This is a genomic window from Bacillus cereus group sp. Bce041 (assembly GCF_052646455.1).
The window spans coordinates 779,557-797,008 of the sequence record NZ_JBQXON010000002.1 but is presented as its reverse complement, the minus strand read 5'-3'; the positions used below and the strand labels follow the sequence as shown (position 1 = coordinate 797,008).

Here is a 17,452-nt window from a genome sequence, read left to right as displayed (position 1 = left end):
AAATATAAAAATTTAGGAGGGAACTATGCAAATGAAAAGTACTAAAAGACATATTTCAATGGTTTCATTAGTTTTTCTAGTATTATTTTCAGTGCTGAATGTGTGGGCTCCAGTTATTCAAGCTGCTGTGATGAAAAGTCCAGTGGACGAAATTAATATTTCCCGTACTGATGGCACGACATCTGAACCATATCAAGCCTCAGATGGTATGAAAGTAGAAGTGAAGTGGTCAGCTAAAGAAAAAATAAAAAGTGGAGATCAATTCACAATTGATATGCCAAAAGAGTTTCGAAAAGACCTTATGAATATGAGTTTTCCTTTAAAAGATGCTGAAGGAAAAACAGTTGGTACATGTGAGATGAAAAAGGGTCTATTAACGTGTACTATGGGTGATTACGTAGAAGGAAAGAACAACATTAAAGGTTCTTTATTCGTAGAATTCTACTTTGGTCTAGAAGCATATGATGGTGTTAAAGAAATTCCATTAGAATTTAACGTTGATGGTCAAATCGTAAATAAAGAAGTAAATGTAAGTAATACGACAGAGAGACCGAAGCCACAACCCAATACGGAAAATCTATTGAAATGGGGTTCTTATAATCAAGAAGATCCGTCTATTGCTGATTGGCTTGTATATGTAAATGCAACTGGAACAGAAATGCAAGATCTTAAATTAACAGATACATTAGGACCTGGGCATGAGTTAATTACAGACAGCGTAGTATTAGAAGAGGCTGTATTTGAAGATGGTTATGCACCAACAAATATTAAGCCAGCAAATTTATCTAACATTAAAATAAATGCAACAAAGACTGGATTTACAATTGAATTTCCAGACAGTTCAAAAGGCTATATTGTAAGATATAAAACAAAGGTTACAAATCCTGCTGCAAAACCTCATAAAAATACTGTGAAATTAGAAGGTAAAAATATTAAAACTGAAGAAAAAGTAGGACAAGTATTTGTGAGTGGTGGAGGAGGATCCGGTTCAGGTGACAATAATCCACCTAGCATTGAAAAAAATATAGTTGATGAGAATGGCAAGCTTGTAGAGAATGAGCAGCTAACACAAATGGATCAAGTTATTCAATACCAAGTTGGTACACATATACCGAACGATCCTCCTAAATACACATCTATGGTAATTAGTGATGATTTAGAAGATGTTTTAGAAGTATTAGAGGCAAAAGTGTATGATAAAAATGGCCAAGATATTACTTCTAAAGGGACGTTAAATATAGATAAACAAAGAAGTGAAGTAACATTTACGTTTGGTGAGAATTTTGATTATAAGTCATATGAAGACCAGATAATTAATCTTAGTATCAAGGCGAAAATTAAAAATAATGCAGACTTATCTTCTTACGTAGATAAGAAGATTCCTAATAAAGCGGAATTACATTTTGATGATAAAACATTAACATCAAAAGAAGTAACTATTACACCGCCTGAAGCTCCAAAAGATGGTACAGTATCGCTTCATAAAATAGATTCTGAGAATCACAAAGGGTTAAAAGGTGCCGAATTTGAAGTTCGAAATAGTGCAAATGAAGTTGTTGCAAAACTGACAACGGACGAAAAAGGTTTTTCAGTACCTCAAACTTTAGCTCCTGGGACGTATAAAGTTTATGAAACAGTAGCACCAGAAGGATATCAAAAATTAACAAGCCCAGTAGAGGTTACACTTCAAGCTGGAGAAACAAAAACAATTGAAATTAAAAATACTGTGCAAAAGGGTCAAATTGAAATAAAGAAAATTGATTCGGAAAATGGTGAAAAACCATTAGCAAATGCAGAGTTTGATATAGTAAAAGACGGTGTAGTAGTCGAACATATTGTTACAGATAAAGATGGTAAGGCAATCTCTAAACCGTTAGCACTAGGAAAATATATTTTAAAAGAAACGAAAGCGCCTGAAGGCTACCAATTAAAAGAAACAGAGTTCGAAGTAAGTGTAACAGGGGACGGCATATTCCCAATGCAAGTGGAAAATGCAATGGTAGACAAAGGTAATATAGAAATTACAAAAGTGGACAAAGAAAACGGAGCAGTATTAGCGGGTGTCGAATTTGAAGTCCAAGATGAGAAAGATGAAGTAGTAAGAAAAGTAGTAACAGATAAAGATGGAAAAGCAAATGTTTCAGATCTATCAGTAGGAAAGTACAAATTAGTAGAGACGAAAAGCTTACCAGGTTATAAAAAGCTAACAGAACCAGTACCATTTGAAATCAAAAAAGGTATGACAAAAGCTTTAGCAATAAAAGTAGAAAACGAGCAGTTAGACAAAGGCTCAGTAGAAATTACAAAAATAGATAAAGATAGTCAAAAAGTATTAGAAGGCGTAGTCTTCGAAGTACAAGATGAGCAAGGAAAAGTAGTAACAGAAGTAAAAACAGATAAAGATGGTAAAGCAAAAATCTCTGATTTATCAGTAGGGAAGTACAAATTAGTAGAGAGGAAAAGTTTACCAGGCTACAAAAAGCTAACAGATTCAGTATCATTCGAAATAAAAAAAGGTATGACAACAGTCCTATCGGTGAAAGTAGAAAATGAACAGTTAGATAAAGGTTCAGTAGAAATTACAAAAATAGATAAAGACAGCAAAAAAGCATTAAAAGGCGTAGTTTTTGAAGTGCAAGATGAAGCTGGAACAGTAGTAAAGGAAGTAAAAACAGATAAAGATGGTAAAGCAAAAATCTCAGATCTATCAGTAGGAAAGTACAAATTAGTAGAGAAAGAAAGTTTACCAGGCTATAAGAAACTAACAGATCCAGTATCATTTGAAATCAAAAAAGGCATGACCGAAGTTCTATCATTAAAAATAGAAAATGAAATGGTAGATACGGGAAATATAGAGATAACAAAGATAGATAAAGATAATAAAGCACCGTTAGCGGGAGTAACATTCATCGTCCAAGATGAAAAGGGTAATGAAGTTACAAAAGTAACGACAGATAAAGATGGAAAAGCAAATGTTTCAGATTTACTTGTAGGAAAGTATGAATTAGTAGAGGTAGAAAGTTTACCTGGTTATAAAAAATTAGAAAAACCAATATCATTTGAAATCAAAAAAGGCATGACCGAAGTCCTATCATTAAAAGTAGAAAATGAAATGGTGGATACAGGGAATGTCGAGATAACAAAAATAGATAAAGATAGTAAAGCACCATTAGAAAATGTTGTATTTGAAGTACGTGATTTAAAAGGAAAAGTAGTTGCGAAAGTAACAACGGATAAAGAAGGAAAAGCAAACGTTTCAGATTTATCTATCGGGAAGTATGAGTTGGTAGAAGTAGAAACACCGGCAGGATACAAACCACTAGAAAAGCCAATTTCATTTGAAATTGAAAAGGGTAGAGTAACAGCGCTAAAGCTAACAGTAGAAAATGAATTAGTGGATACAGGAAATGTAGAAATTACAAAAGTAGATAAAGAAAATAAAGATGCTTTAGCTGATGCAGTCTTTGAAATTCAAGATGAAGCAGGGCAAGTAGTCGCTAAAATAACGACAGATAAAAAAGGACAAGTACAAGTTACTAATTTATCAGTCGGCACATACAAGTTAGTAGAAGTAAAAGCACCAAAAGGATATAAACAATTAGTAGATCCGATTACTTTCCAAATTGAAAAAGGCATGACAAAATCTCTTGCTTTAACAGTAGAAAACGAAATGTTAGACAAGGGAAATGTAGAAATCACAAAAGTAGATAAAGATAATCAAAAAGCATTAGCAGGTGTAGTCTTCGAAGTACAAGACGAACAAGGAAAAGTAGTAACAGAAGTAACGACAGATAAAGAAGGAAAAGCAAAAATCTCAGACTTATCTGTAGGAAAGTACAAATTAGTAGAGAAAGAAAGCTTACCAGGTTACAAACAATTAACAGAGCCAGTATCATTCGAAATCAAAAAAGGTATGACAGAAGTCTTATCATTAAAAGTAGAGAATGAACAGTTAGACAAGGGAAATGTAGAAATCACAAAAGTAGATAAAGATAGTCAAAAAGTATTAGAAGGCGTAGTCTTCGAAGTACAAGATGAAAAAGGCAAAGTAGTAACAAAAGTAACGACAGATAAAGAAGGAAAAGCAAAGATTGCTGATTTATCAGTAGGAAAATATAAGCTAGTAGAGGTAGAGAGCTTACCAGGATATAAAAAACTAGCGAAACCAGTATCATTCGAAATCAAAAAAGGTATGACAGAAGTCTTATCACTAAAAGTAGAGAATGAACTAGTAGATAAAGGTTCAGTAGAAATTACAAAAGTAGATAAAGATAGTCAAAAAGTATTAGAAGACGTAGTCTTCGAAGTGCAAGACGAACAAGGAAAAGTAGTAACGGAAGTAAAAACAGATAAAAATGGTAAAGCAAAAATCTCAGACTTATCTGTAGGAAAGTACAAATTAGTAGAGAAAGAGAGCTTACCAGGCTACAAAAAACTAACAGAGCCAGTATCATTCGAAATTAAAAAGGGTATGACAGAAGTTCTATCATTAAACATAGAAAATGAAATGGTAGATACGGGAAATGTAGAAATTACAAAAATAGATAAAGATAATAAGGCACCGTTAGCAGGTGTAGTCTTTGAAGTTCAAGACGACAAAGGCAAGGTAGTAACGAAAGTAACGACAGATAAAGCTGGAAAAGCAACAGTTGCAGATTTATCAGTAGGAAAGTACAAGTTAGTAGAAGTAGAGAGTTTACCAGGCTACAAAAAATTAGAAAAGCCTGTACTATTTGAAATTACAAAAGGTATGACAAAATCTTTAGCGTTCACTGTAGAAAATGAAATGGTAGATACGGGGAATGTAGAAATCACAAAAATAGATAAAGACAGTAAAGCACCATTAGAAAATGTTGTATTTGAAGTACGTGACTCAAAAGGCAAAGTAGTTGCGAAAGTAACAACGGATAAAGAAGGAAAAGCAGACATTTCAGATTTATCTATTGGAAAGTATGAGTTAGTAGAAGTAGAAACACCAGCAGGCTACAAACCACTAGAAAAGCCAGTTTCATTCGAAATTACAAAAGGTATGACGAAAGTCTTATCATTGCAAGTAGAGAATGAACAGTTAGACAAAGGTTCAGTGGAGATTACAAAAATGGCCGCTGAAAGCAAGGAAGTCTTATCAGGAGCTGTGTTTGAGGTTCATGATGAAAAGGGAAAAGTAGTAGTGAAAGTAACAACAGATAAAGATGGAAAGGTAAAAATCACAGATTTATCTGTAGGTAACTACACACTAGTAGAAGTAGAAGCACCAAAAGGATATGAAAAATTAACTAATCCAATTCCATTTGAAATTACAAATGGAATGATAAATGCAGTTCAATTAGAAGTATTAAACAAATTGAATCATTTAGCGCCACCAGGCCCAGAAACACCAGATCCAGAAAAACCTGGAACACCAGATCCAGAAAAGCCTGGAACACCGAATCCGGAGAAACCTGGAACACCGAATCCAGAAAAGCCTGGAACACCGAATCCGGAGAAACCTGGAACACCGAATCCAGAAAAGCCTGGAACACCAAATCCAGAAAAACCTGGGACACCAGATCCAGAAAAGCCTGGGACACCGAATCCAGAGAAACCTGAAAAAGAATTACCGAAGACAGGGCAGAAAATGCCTGTGGAACCATATATGGGAGCACTTCTTGTAATGATGAGTTTTGGATTACTCATATTAGGTAGAAAACAGCAGAGATAATAAAGGTGAAAAGGTATCCTCAAAGTATTTGAGGATACCTTTTTTAGCATAAAAAAAGCATCTAGCAAAAGTACTAGATGCAAATAAAAACACAAGGGAAGACAAAGTTCTTCCCTTTTCCCGTATGTAATTATATCAAAAAATTTATAAAAAACTAGCTATATTTAAAATATAATTTTTAAAAAAGTTATATACATAAATAATTGCAATACGCGCAGTTTTATCTTTCTGAAAAATCTATTTCTTTATTTTTGAATATTAAGACTAATTTTGATAAATCTTCAGATAATTAGAAAAAATACCCGAAAGGATATATAATATTGCTTAATAAATAATTTTAATGAATTACGTATATTTCATTTGGTGTATTAATTGAATATCATAATTTTTAATTTTATTAAGCAAGAATCTCGGTTACTTATTGCATTTCTAACATAGGGTGAGATAGAAAAATACAATAGTGTGGAGGTTTTTATAATGACGTTTGTTCTTAGTAAAATGAGTGGCTTTAGCATAGAAGAAAAGGTACATGAATTTGAATCTAAAGGATTCCTTGAAATCTCAAATGAAATCTTTTTACAAGAGGAAGAGAATCATCGTCTATTAACACAAGCACAGTTAGATTATTATAATTTGGAAGATGATGCATACGGTGAATGCCGTGCTAGATCTTATTCAAGGTATATAAAGTATGTTGATTCACCAGATTATATTTTAGATAATAGTAATGATTACTTCCAATCTAAAGAATATAACTATGACGATGGCGGGAAAGTTAGACAGTTCAATAGCATAAATGATAGCTTTTTATGTAATCCTTTAATTCAAAATATCGTGCGCTTCGATACTGAATTTGCATTTAAAACAAATATAATAGATACAAGTAAAGACTTAATTATAGGTTTACATCAAGTAAGATATAAAGCTACTAAAGAAAGACCATCTTTTAGTTCACCTATTTGGTTACATAAAGATGATGAACCAGTAGTGTTTTTACACCTTATGAATTTAAGTAATACAGCTATTGGTGGAGATAATTTAATAGCTAATTCTCCTCGGGAAATTAATCAGTTTATAAGTTTGAAGGAGCCTTTAGAAACTTTAGTATTTGGACAAAAGGTCTTCCATGCCGTAACGCCACTTGGAACAGAATGTAGTACGGAGGCTTTTCGTGATATTTTATTAGTAACATTTTCTTATAAGGAGACAAAATGAGAGAGAATAAAATAATTATGATTTCTGGAGCCAATAGCGGTATAGGTCATGCTTGTATAAAATACTTTTTAGAAAAATCATTTCATGTAATAGCGCTTGATATTAATAATAATAATTTAATAGATTATATGAAAACAGATATGCCTTTGAAAGTAGTGCAAATTGATTTAAGTAATAGCGAAGCGATTCATAATCTTTTTACTCAATTAGATTTAGAAAAGCTTTCTCCTGATATATTAATAAATGCAGCTGGTATTCGAGAGATAACACCTGTTTTACATTTATCCGATGATATGTTTAAAAAAGTAATTGATGTAAATTTAGTAGCCCCATTTATCCTTTCTAGGGAAGTAGCTAAGCGATGGTGTGAATCGAAAATAAAAGGTTGTATTGTGAATATAGCATCGGTTTCTGGATTAATGGCTGAACCAGAGCGAGCTGCTTATGTTGCATCAAAGCATGCTTTAATCGGATTGACTAAACAGATGGCTATGGAATTTGGGAAGCAAAATATAAGGGTGAATAGCATTTCTCCCGGTGTTATTAGAACTGAACTTACAGAAGAATACTTTAGTAATACAGCCTTGATGTCTATGATAAAAAGTAATCAATCTTTAGATACTTGGGGGGTGCCGCAGGATATTGTTTCATGTATTGAGTACTTGATTTCTGATCAGGCCCGCTTTATTACTGGTTCTAATTTTGTAATTGATGGTGGTTGGACTGTTGGGAAAAATTTATAATTGAGTGTTTTTGAGGAAAAGCACCTGTCCTTTTTTAGGCTGGTGTTTTTCTCACTATAAACCGAGTTTTTATTGGAGGGGGATTAATTTGCTTCAAAAAAGTTTTAAGCAAGAGAAAACGGTACCGGCTTTAAAGATGATAGCATCAATGGTTATCTTTGGATCAGTTGGATTTTTTTCAGTTCAAACAAACTTACCTTCGTTTGAATTAGTGTTTGTAAGGTGTATTTTTGCGACAATATTTTTAAGTGTATGCTGGTTGCTTACAGGGCAATATAAACAAGATAAATGGGAACGAAAAGAAGTTATTCAAGTTTTAATATGTGGCTTTTTCTTAGTATTTAATTGGGTTTTCTTATTTAAAGCCTTTGAAAATATGTCAGTTACAATTGCTATCTCGGTTTATCATCTTGCACCAGTAATTGTACTGTTAATTGGAAGTATCGTCTTTAAAGAAAAATTAACATTAATATCTATCATTTCAATAGTTGTGTGTTTTGCAGGAGCTTTATTAATTGCTGGTATCGATGGAAGTTTCTCTGTCGGTTCATTAATGTCTTCAGGTATGATATGGGGATTTCTTGCAGCTCTCTTTTATGCATTTACAACTTTATTTGGTAAAGGGATTAACAAAATGAGTGCTTATGCAATGACATTTTTACAAACATTCTTGGGGATATTTCTTTTAATACCATTTATAGATTTAGATGCTTTTAGTGGCCTCACTCAAAGTAATTGGACATATATTATAGCTACTGGTTTTATTCACACAGGGATAGTATATTATCTGTTTTTTGATAGTTTACGCTATTTATCTACAAAAACAATCTCAATATTAGTTTTTTTGGATCCGGCAGTGGCAATATTATTAGATACTGTACTTACTGGATTCCGTCCAACTTTAATGCAAATAACAGGAATTCTTTTTATTTTTATTGGTATGACTTTAACATTAAAAAAATCTAAAGATAAAAAACTGAGCCAAAAAGAAAAGCGAATTGAAAGCGATGCTAGTATATCTCAACAATAATGAAATATATTGTGTATAAAACGATAAACCTTACATGAATCATGTAAGGTTTATTTTAGTTCAATATAATTCATATTTATAATATATAATTTTCAAAACTGAGGTATGTTTTTCTTTAATATGCTTTTGATTCATATATTTTTATTTGACTATAAATTTACAAAAATGTATATGAAATCTTATTTTTTGATAATATATAAGTAATAAATTCATAGAATTGGAGTGATGAGATGCAGCCGTTAGAAAGGGAGATTCATTCTAATATGCTGAAAGTGTGGCGAATTCACGCTTTAATTGGGACGGCAGTTATACTAACAGTCGTAATTGCGTATTTCTTTTTTATGATTAACTTTAACTGGTGGGGCTGGTTGTTTGGACTATTAGTAACAGGAGCTATTACATTTATTCCACTTGATTATTTTGTGTTTCCAAATTTACGTCAGCGCTATTATAGTTACAGATTAAATGAAGAAGAGATTGAGATTCAAAAGGGAATGTTCGTTGTAAAACGCGTACTTATTCCGATGATCCGTGTGCAGCACGTAACGATTGAGCAAGGGCCGATCATGAGAAAGTATAATTTAGCAGAATTACACATTTCAACAGCCGCAACTTCTCATAGTATTCCAGGTTTAACGAAAGAAGAAGCAGAACAGCTAAAAAGACAAATTGGAGAACTTGCGAAAGTGAGTGATAAGGATGTATAAGAGGCAACATCCGATTACGATATTGTTAGGTATTAGAGTTGCGAGTTTGTTGCCACTTATTATTCTTGTTTTATTTAAACCTGATGAACAAGTGGAACCTTGGTATTTATTTTATCTTTTCCTTCTAGTTGTTTTATTCATCATGGCTATTTTTTCAGCAATTAAATGGTATTTTAAAGTGTACTGGATTGAGAATAATATTTTACATATAAAGCACGGTGTTTTTGTAAAGAAGGAAAGTTATTTAAATAAAGAACGTGTGCAAAATGTTAGTACGTCTTCTAATGTCATTTATCAGATGCTTGGGCTTATGAAGTTAAATATAGAAGTAGCGGGTGGTGGTAGTGAACCAGAAGTGATGTTGGCTGGTATTAAAGAAGACGAGGCAAAACATTTAATCTCTTTATTACATAAGAAAGAAACTACTGTAAAAGAAGAAATAGAAGAGGAAGAAAGCAAGACGGTTTATCAGTTAACAGCGAAAGAGGTTTTAGCAGCAGCGATTACATCTGGTCGGTTCGGACTAGTGTTTTCTGGACTGGTACTTCTTTACACAAAGTTTGATTTTGTTCTTCCTGAAGGATTCACAAGTAAAGTAGAAGCGTATGTGATGGGAAACGGTGTTTATAAACTAATTGTAATAGCATTAATTTTAATGGCAATTTCATGGATTATTTCCACGGCTGGATATGTGTTGAAATATGCAAACTTTAAAATTGAGCGAAAAGGGGAAGAAATTCGTATCGTTCAAGGGTTATTTGAAAAGAAAGAGTTTGTCTTAAAATTGCACCGAATTCAAGCGATTACTGTAAAAGAATGTATGCTTCGCCAGCCATTTGGTTATTGCGCTGTTGAAGTGGAAGCAATTCACAGTATTGGAGCAGCAAGTAATGAAGTGATGCTGCATCCTTTTATGAAGAAAAAAGATGTACAGCACCTGCTCACATATTTAGAGTTACCTTATGAAATTGAAGCGGAGATCGCTCACTTACCAAAAACAGCGTTGCGTCGTTATTTCATTATGGGCTGGTTAATAAGTATCATACTCACAGTTCTAATTGCTAGCGTGAGTATATATTTAAAACAATATATTGCGTTATTTTTTATTTTACCGTTATTTATCGTGTTTTCGTTACTTGCGTATGCTAGATATAAAAGTGGCGGTTATGAATTAAGAGAAAATCAACTAACGGTTGTATATCGTAATTTTTCGAAATATACAGGAATAATGCGAAGAAGACATGTTCAAGCAGTAGGTTATAATCAATCGTATTTTCAAAGAAAGGATGAATTATGTACAACTCTTGTAGCGGTAGCGGGGCGGGGTTATGAAGTAAAGCATATGAGAAAAAAAGATTCACTTCGTATATATAATTGGTACAAAGAAAAAGGAAACACCGGTGTGTAATGGTGTTTCCTTTTTGTGTCATGATTTGTCGATAAGTCGATATATTCGAAGAAACGCTGATATAATTCGAGTTGCGCCGATAAATTCAGAAAAACGCTGATATAATTTGAGTTGCGCTGATAAATTCGAAGAAACGCTGATATAATTCGAGTTGCGCCGATAAATTCAGAAAAACGCTGATATAATTCGAGTTGCGCCGATAAATTCGAAAAATCGCCGATATAATTTCACATACCGCGGTTTCCGAACTCCAAACTCAAAAAATTAAACTAACACATCAAAAGTAGTCACAAAAGAAGGGCGAGAGAAAATACTCTTTTGCTGTTCCGCATGTGGATGCGCCTGTGCTTGTCCTTCTGCTTGCGTGGGACGTTTTTTATGAGCGTTTTCGAATGAACGTGATTCTGTCCAGTCTTTAAAGTTTTGCTCTGTTTCCCACATCGTTAAGATGACATATGTATCGTTACTTAATGGGCGTAGAACACGGATCGCTTGGAATCCTGGTTCGTTTTCGATAAGGCCTGCGCGGTTTTTAAAGCGGTTTTCAAATACAGGGCGACCTTCGTCTGTTACAGAAATGTTGTTACAAACGATATAGCCAGGTTGTCCTTTAAATTCGCCGACAGCATCTAGTACGTCATACTGAAGTGAACCTTCTACAGATTCTTCTGTATTTTCTTTATAAAACATATTTTTTTCATCATTTTTTGCAGTGAAATGTGCTTGTTCTAGAGGTGTTTCGTATGAAATAATAGCCTTCATTTTAATGCCCCCTTACTAGTTTGTTTCTATTATATCAACTCTCTTAAAAAACTTCGAAGATTATATACATAAAGATACTTCTTTTTCAAATAATAAATGTACCATCATTTGGAAAGAAGGACGATGTATGAAGAAAGTAAAGTGGACTTTATTAGGCGGCGTCGCAACGTTCGTAGTAGCGATTGTACTCTATAAACTTATCGTGTTAGCTGGTGGCTATATGATGGATGAAAAGCAGCTCGTTTTCCACTCTTCATCACGTATCGTTGACCAGAAAGGGAAAGAAATTACGAAATTATACGTAGAAAATAGAGACCTCGTACCGATCGAGCAAATTCCGAAGTATGTGCAGCAGGCGTTTGTTGCGGTGGAAGATTCTCGTTTTTATGAGCATCAAGGGATTGATTATCCGTCTATATTCCGTGCTCTTTATAAAGATACGTTAGCTAGAGAGAAGGTAGAGGGCGGTAGTACCATTACGCAGCAACTCGCTAAAAACGTCTTTTTAACTCGTGAAAAAACATTTACGCGCAAATTGAAGGAAGTCGCAATTTCTCTTCAATTAGAGCAAAAATATACGAAGCAACAAATTCTTGAAATGTATATGAATCATATTTATTTTGGTCATGGGGCTTACGGGATTCAAGCGGCAGCAAAGTTGTATTTTAATAAAAATGTTGAGGATTTAACAGTAGAGGAAGGGGCAATGCTTGCAGGCCTTCCGAAGTCACCAAACGGATATTCACCGTACTATTCTGCAGAGAAGAGTAAGGAACGCCGCGATCTAGTATTGTCACTTATGCATAAACAAGGCTATTTGACTGCAGAAGAAAGCGTTCGTTATCAAGGGAAGACAATTGCTCTATATAAAAATTTAGATGAGAATGAGCTTGCATATATGCCGTATATTGATATGGTCATAGATGAAGCCGCTCGTTTATACGGGTTGTCTCATCAAGAAGTACTTCGCGGAGGATATACGTTTGTCGTACCTATGGATGAAAAGATTCAAAAGGTAGCATATAACCAGTTTCAAGATGCAAGGAATTTTCCTGGGAAAGAAGAAGGGGCGCAAGGTGCTTTCTTATTAATGGATAATCGTACGGGAGGGATTAAAGCGGCGATTGGGGGAAGAAAGTACGTCCCGAGAGGATTTAATCGTGTTTTTGCCAAAAGGCAGCCCGGATCTGTTTTAAAACCACTTATCGTTTATGCACCAGCACTAGAAACGAAAAAGTATAATCCGTATTCTTTATTAACGAATGAAAGAAATTCTTTTGAAGGGTATGAACCTCGAAATTATAATCATGAGTATTCAAAAGAAATGACGATGTATGATGCGATTTTAGAGTCGGCAAACGTACCGGCAGTTTCTTTATTAAATGAGTTAGGGGTAGAAGAAGGAAAGCAATATTTAGAAAAAGGAAATGTCCATATTGCAGATGCTGGTTTAAGTACAGCGCTTGGGGGACTAAAAAATGGCGTTTCAACATTTGATCTTGTAAAAATGTATCGTTCATTTTTAGCAAATGGAAATATTATTGAGCCGCACGTTATTGATAAAGTATTAAATAGACACGGTGCAGTCATTGGGGAATCTCCAAAAGTAGAGACGAAAATCTTCTCGAAGCAGACAGCATGGTATATGACGAAAATGTTAGAAGGAGTTGTGAAGGAAGGAACAGCGAGAGCTGGTGTATATAACGGTGCGTTAGCTGGAAAAACGGGTACAACTTCATTGCCAAATGACGATAAGGGAGCAAGAGATATGTGGTTCGTCGGCTATACACCTAACTTAGTAGGCGCTGTTTGGATTGGTTATGACCGTACGGATAAGGAGCATCAGTTGCAAGGAGAAAGTGCATCTGCGACAAAATTGTTTAAGAAAATTTTAACGAAGGCTAATGTAGAACATAAAGAGAAGTTTATGAAGCCTGAAGGTGTGGAAACAATCGGCGCTCCGATTCGACTGCGCAAAATTGAAGATGTAAAAATGAAACTATCATTTAGCCCTTTCGGTTTATTTAAAGCAAAATTAAGTTGGACGCCACTTCCAGATAACAGAATTATGTACCGAATCTATAGAGTGGAGAACGGAATTCATACACATGTTAGCACTGTAAATGGTGCTGGGGAATATGAGGAAAAGTTCGTTAACATATTTTCAAAACCGAGCTTTTACGTTGTACCATATAATACACAAACGAATCGTGAAGGAGAAAAGTCAAAAGTAGCTAAACCATAGTTTTTCTCTGTGTTATAATAAGAATGTTGTGAAAATAGTAAGCGTTTTTAAGAATGTTTGTGTCAATTTAATGAACAACGTACATAATATTATGCATTTTGTTTTTACAAGCTGTATAGTAAAAAAAGATAAATATCGAACGTATTCGAAGCATTGGTAAGGAAGGGAGCAAGGGTCTTGGTAAGAACTATAAATGAGACATTTTTAAAAGCATGTAGGGGGGAACGTACCGATTATGTACCAGCATGGTATATGCGTCAAGCAGGTCGTTCACAGCCGGAATATAGAAAGATTAAAGAAAAGTATTCTTTATTTGAAATTACACATAATCCAGAGTTATGTGCTTACGTTACAAAATTGCCGGTTGATCAATATAACGTAGACGCAGCAATTCTTTATAAAGATATTATGTCACCACTACCTGCAATTGGTGTGGATGTAGAAATTAAATCAGGTATTGGCCCAGTTATTGATAATCCAATCCGTTCTTTACAAGACGTAGAAAAACTAGGGGAAATCAATCCAGAAGATGACGTACCGTACATACTAGATACAATTCGTTTATTAACGACAGAAATGTTAGACGTACCGTTAATCGGTTTTTCAGGAGCTCCATTTACATTAGCGAGCTATATGATTGAAGGCGGTCCATCTCGTAACTACCATAATACGAAAGCGTTCATGTATGCAGAGCCAAAAGCTTGGTTCGCTTTAATGGATAAACTAGCAGATATGGTTATTACATATTTAAAAGCGCAAATAAACGCAGGAGCAAAAGCAGTTCAAATTTTCGATTCTTGGGTTGGAACAGTAAATGTAGCAGATTATCGCGTATTTATTAAACCAGCAATGGAGCGTATTTTTGCAGAAGTTCGTAAGATGGGTGTACCGATGATTATGCACGGCGTAGGAGCTGCACACTTAGTGAATGAGTGGCACGACTTACCGCTTGATGTAGTCGGCTTAGACTGGCGCTTACCGATTGAAGAAGCACGTGCACGTGGCGTTCATAAGGCGGTACAAGGTAATATGGACCCTTCATTCTTACTTGCACCATGGTCTGTTATTGAAGAACATGTAAAAGGTATTTTAGATCAAGGGATGAAACAGCCGGGTTATATCTTTAACTTAGGTCACGGTGTATTCCCAGAAGTAAATCCGGATACATTAAAACGTTTAACTACATTTATTCATGAATACTCTAAAGGGCAGTTAGCGAAGTAAAGGAGAATTGCTGTATGAAAAAGAAAATTGGTTTGCTTGTAATGGCATACGGAACGCCATATAAAGAAGAAGATATTGAACGTTACTATACACATATTCGTAGAGGAAGAAAGCCAAGTCCTGAAATGCTGGAAGATTTAACAGAGCGTTACCGTGCAATTGGTGGTATTTCTCCTTTAGCTACTATTACATTAGAGCAAGCTAAGAAGTTAGAACAGCGTTTAAATGAAGTACAAGATGAAGTAGAGTACCATATGTATCTTGGTTTAAAACATATTGAACCGTTTATTGAAGATGCGGTGAAAGATATGCATAACGACGGAATACAAGATGCAATCGCACTTGTTCTTGCACCTCACTATTCTACGTTTAGCGTGAAATCATACGTTGGACGAGCACAAGAAGAAGCTGAGAAACTTGGAAACTTAACAATTCACGGCATTGATAGCTGGTATAAAGAGCCGAAATTCATCCAGTACTGGGTTGATGCAGTGAAAGGTATATATAACGGTATGTCAGATGCAGAGCGTGAAAAAGCAGTATTAATCGTATCTGCACATAGCTTACCAGAGAAAATTATTGCAATGGGCGATCCATATCCAGATCAATTAAATGAAACAGCGGATTATATCGCGCGCGGAGCTGAAGTAGCAAACTATGCAGTAGGCTGGCAAAGTGCAGGAAACACACCAGATCCTTGGATTGGTCCAGATGTACAAGATTTAACGAGAGAACTAAATGAAAAGCACGGTTATACTTCATTCGTATATGCACCAGTTGGATTTGTTGCGGAACATTTAGAAGTTTTATATGACAACGACTTTGAGTGTAAAGTTGTAACGGATGAAATTGGTGCGAAATATTATCGTCCAGAAATGCCAAATGCATCGGACGCATTTATTGATTGTTTAACAGATGTTGTATTAAAGAAAAAAGAATCTGTACTGTAAGAAGAAAGGGGGAGCCTGCTTGAGGAAAAAAGTTGTGATCGTCGGCGGAGGCATCACTGGATTAACAGCAATGTATAACTTACAAAAAAATATTCATGAAAAAAACTTGCCGATTGATACATTACTTATAGAAGCATCGGGTAAACTTGGCGGAAAAATTCAAACCGTTCGAAAAGATGGATTTACAATTGAGCGCGGACCGGATTCTTTCTTAGCACGAAAAGAAAGTGCAGCTAGATTAGTGAAAGAATTAGGTCTTGGCGATGAACTTGTAAATAATCAAGCCGGTCAATCATTTATCCTCGTAAACAATCGGTTACATAAAATGCCGAATGGATCAATGATGGGAATTCCAACGCAAATTACGCCGTTTCTATTTTCCGGGCTGTTCTCCCCAATTGGTAAACTAAGAGCTGGTTTTGATCTATTAATGCCGAGGTCAAAGCCAGTATCTGACCAATCACTCGGACAATTTTTCAGACATCGTCTTGGAAACGAAGTGGTTGAAAACTTAATAGAACCGTTACTATCGGGTATTTATGCAGGGGATATTGATGAAATGAGCTTAATGTCAACATTCCCGCAAATGTATCAGATTGAGCAGAAACATCGCAGTATTTCACTCGGTATGCGTACGCTCGCTCCGAAAGAAGAGAAAGCTGAACCGAAAAAGGGAATGTTCCAAACAGTGAAAACAGGTTTAGAATCTATCGTAAAATCTCTCGAAGCAAAGATGCATGAAGGTACGATAATAAAGGGAACTCGCATTGAAAAAGTTGCAAAACAGGGTGATGGTTATACAATTACTCTTAGTAACGGAAAAGAAATAGAAGCGGACGCCATCGTAGTGGCAACTTCGCATAAAGTATTGCCGTCCATGTTTGCTCAGTACAAGCAGTTTCGTTTCTTCCGTAATATTCCATCCACATCCGTTGCGAATGTGGCACTTGCTTTCCAAAAGTCTGCAATCCAGCGCGATATTAATGGTACAGGATTTGTCGTATCACGAAATAGCGATTACACCATTACAGCATGTACGTGGACGCATAAAAAATGGCCGCATACAACGCCAGAAGGAAAAACACTCCTTCGTTGCTACGTTGGACGTGCTGGTGATGAAGCGGTTGTAGAACAAACTGAAGAAGAACTCGTTCAGCTCGTACTAGAAGATTTAAAGAAGACGATGGATATTACAGAGGATCCAGAGTTTACAATCGTAAGTCGCTGGAAAGAAGCGATGCCTCAATATACAGTAGGCCATAACGAGCGAATGAAACAGCTCACAACATTTATGGAGAAAGAGTTGCCAGGTATATACTTGGCAGGTAGCTCCTATGCTGGCGCTGGACTTCCAGACTGTATTAATCAAGGTGAGGAAGCTGCAAAGCGTGTATTATCTCATTTGGAGAAAGTAATAGATGCTGAATTAATCGCACAATAAATTATAAGAAACGCCTTCAATCATAT

At 35.1% G+C, this 17,452-nt stretch carries 11 protein-coding genes; 10 read left to right on the top strand and 1 reads right to left on the bottom strand.

The annotated features are described in order from the left end of the window. Positions 1–25: 25 nt before the first annotated feature. The 6 genes from ACUN13_RS10065 to ACUN13_RS10040 all read left to right on the top strand — a co-directional run bounded on the left by ACUN13_RS10065 (position 26) and on the right by ACUN13_RS10040 (position 10,804). Positions 26–5,701, top strand: coding sequence for a SpaA isopeptide-forming pilin-related protein (locus ACUN13_RS10065; protein WP_342761685.1), 5,676 nt, complete (start codon positions 26–28; stop codon positions 5,699–5,701). A 477-nt stretch (positions 5,702–6,178) separates the two neighbouring features. Continuing rightward, positions 6,179–6,916, top strand: a complete 738-nt coding sequence (locus tag ACUN13_RS10060) for a 2OG-Fe dioxygenase family protein (RefSeq protein WP_000144819.1) — start codon at positions 6,179–6,181, stop codon at positions 6,914–6,916. Continuing rightward, positions 6,913–7,659 (top strand): SDR family NAD(P)-dependent oxidoreductase, encoded by a 747-nt coding sequence (locus ACUN13_RS10055; protein WP_257115911.1) that lies wholly within the window; start codon positions 6,913–6,915, stop codon positions 7,657–7,659. Before ACUN13_RS10060 ends, ACUN13_RS10055 begins: the two co-directional genes overlap by 4 nt. Positions 7,660–7,747: 88 nt before the next feature. Continuing rightward, a complete protein-coding gene (locus ACUN13_RS10050) occupies positions 7,748–8,689 on the top strand; it encodes a DMT family transporter (RefSeq protein ID WP_000939630.1) in 942 nt (313 codons plus the stop codon). A 230-nt stretch (positions 8,690–8,919) separates the two neighbouring features. After that, on the top strand, positions 8,920–9,396 hold the full coding sequence (locus tag ACUN13_RS10045; RefSeq protein WP_001182725.1) for a PH domain-containing protein: 477 nt from the start codon (positions 8,920–8,922) through the stop codon (positions 9,394–9,396). Further along, entirely contained in the window at positions 9,389–10,804 is a 1,416-nt protein-coding gene (locus ACUN13_RS10040) for a PH domain-containing protein (RefSeq protein ID WP_000278148.1), read from the top strand. The genes ACUN13_RS10045 and ACUN13_RS10040 overlap by 8 nt, the downstream gene beginning before the upstream one ends. A gap of 264 nt (positions 10,805–11,068) precedes the next feature. Here ACUN13_RS10040 and hmoB read toward each other — a convergent pair whose 3' ends face one another. After that, on the bottom strand, positions 11,069–11,566 hold the full coding sequence (gene hmoB, locus ACUN13_RS10035) for a heme-degrading monooxygenase HmoB (protein ID WP_000644063.1): 498 nt from the start codon (positions 11,564–11,566) through the stop codon (positions 11,069–11,071). A gap of 127 nt (positions 11,567–11,693) precedes the next feature. On the opposite strand from hmoB, the gene ACUN13_RS10030 reads away from it, so the two are divergent. From ACUN13_RS10030 to hemY, 4 genes are all read left to right on the top strand, one after another. Further along, positions 11,694–13,811: a transglycosylase domain-containing protein gene (locus ACUN13_RS10030; protein ID WP_000756294.1), complete on the top strand. Its 2,118-nt coding sequence runs from the start codon at positions 11,694–11,696 to the stop codon at positions 13,809–13,811. Between the two features lie 177 nt (positions 13,812–13,988). Further along, positions 13,989–15,035, top strand: coding sequence for a uroporphyrinogen decarboxylase (hemE, locus tag ACUN13_RS10025; protein WP_000252605.1), 1,047 nt, complete (start codon positions 13,989–13,991; stop codon positions 15,033–15,035). Positions 15,036–15,049: 14 nt separating this feature from the next. After that, the gene (hemH, locus tag ACUN13_RS10020; protein ID WP_000726800.1) at positions 15,050–15,985 is read left to right on the top strand and encodes a ferrochelatase; all 936 of its coding nucleotides are present in this window, start codon (positions 15,050–15,052) and stop codon (positions 15,983–15,985) included. A 19-nt stretch (positions 15,986–16,004) separates the two neighbouring features. After that, a complete protein-coding gene (gene hemY / locus ACUN13_RS10015) occupies positions 16,005–17,426 on the top strand; it encodes a protoporphyrinogen oxidase (protein WP_001228100.1) in 1,422 nt (473 codons plus the stop codon). Positions 17,427–17,452: the final 26 nt, after the last annotated feature.

Bases quoted from the DNA above. Each gene is read 5' to 3' on its own strand.
- ACUN13_RS10065 (WP_342761685.1), top strand. From the start codon at position 26: ATGCAAATGAAAAGTACTAAAAGACATATTTCAATGGTTTCATTAGTT.
- ACUN13_RS10060 (WP_000144819.1), top strand. From the start codon at position 6,179: ATGACGTTTGTTCTTAGTAAAATGAGTGGCTTTAGCATAGAAGAAAAG.
- ACUN13_RS10055 (WP_257115911.1), top strand. From the start codon at position 6,913: ATGAGAGAGAATAAAATAATTATGATTTCTGGAGCCAATAGCGGTATA.
- ACUN13_RS10045 (WP_001182725.1), top strand. From the start codon at position 8,920: ATGCAGCCGTTAGAAAGGGAGATTCATTCTAATATGCTGAAAGTGTGG.
- ACUN13_RS10040 (WP_000278148.1), top strand. From the start codon at position 9,389: ATGTATAAGAGGCAACATCCGATTACGATATTGTTAGGTATTAGAGTT.
- hmoB (WP_000644063.1), bottom strand. From the start codon at position 11,566: ATGAAGGCTATTATTTCATACGAAACACCTCTAGAACAAGCACATTTC.
- ACUN13_RS10030 (WP_000756294.1), top strand. From the start codon at position 11,694: ATGAAGAAAGTAAAGTGGACTTTATTAGGCGGCGTCGCAACGTTCGTA.
- hemH (WP_000726800.1), top strand. From the start codon at position 15,050: ATGAAAAAGAAAATTGGTTTGCTTGTAATGGCATACGGAACGCCATAT.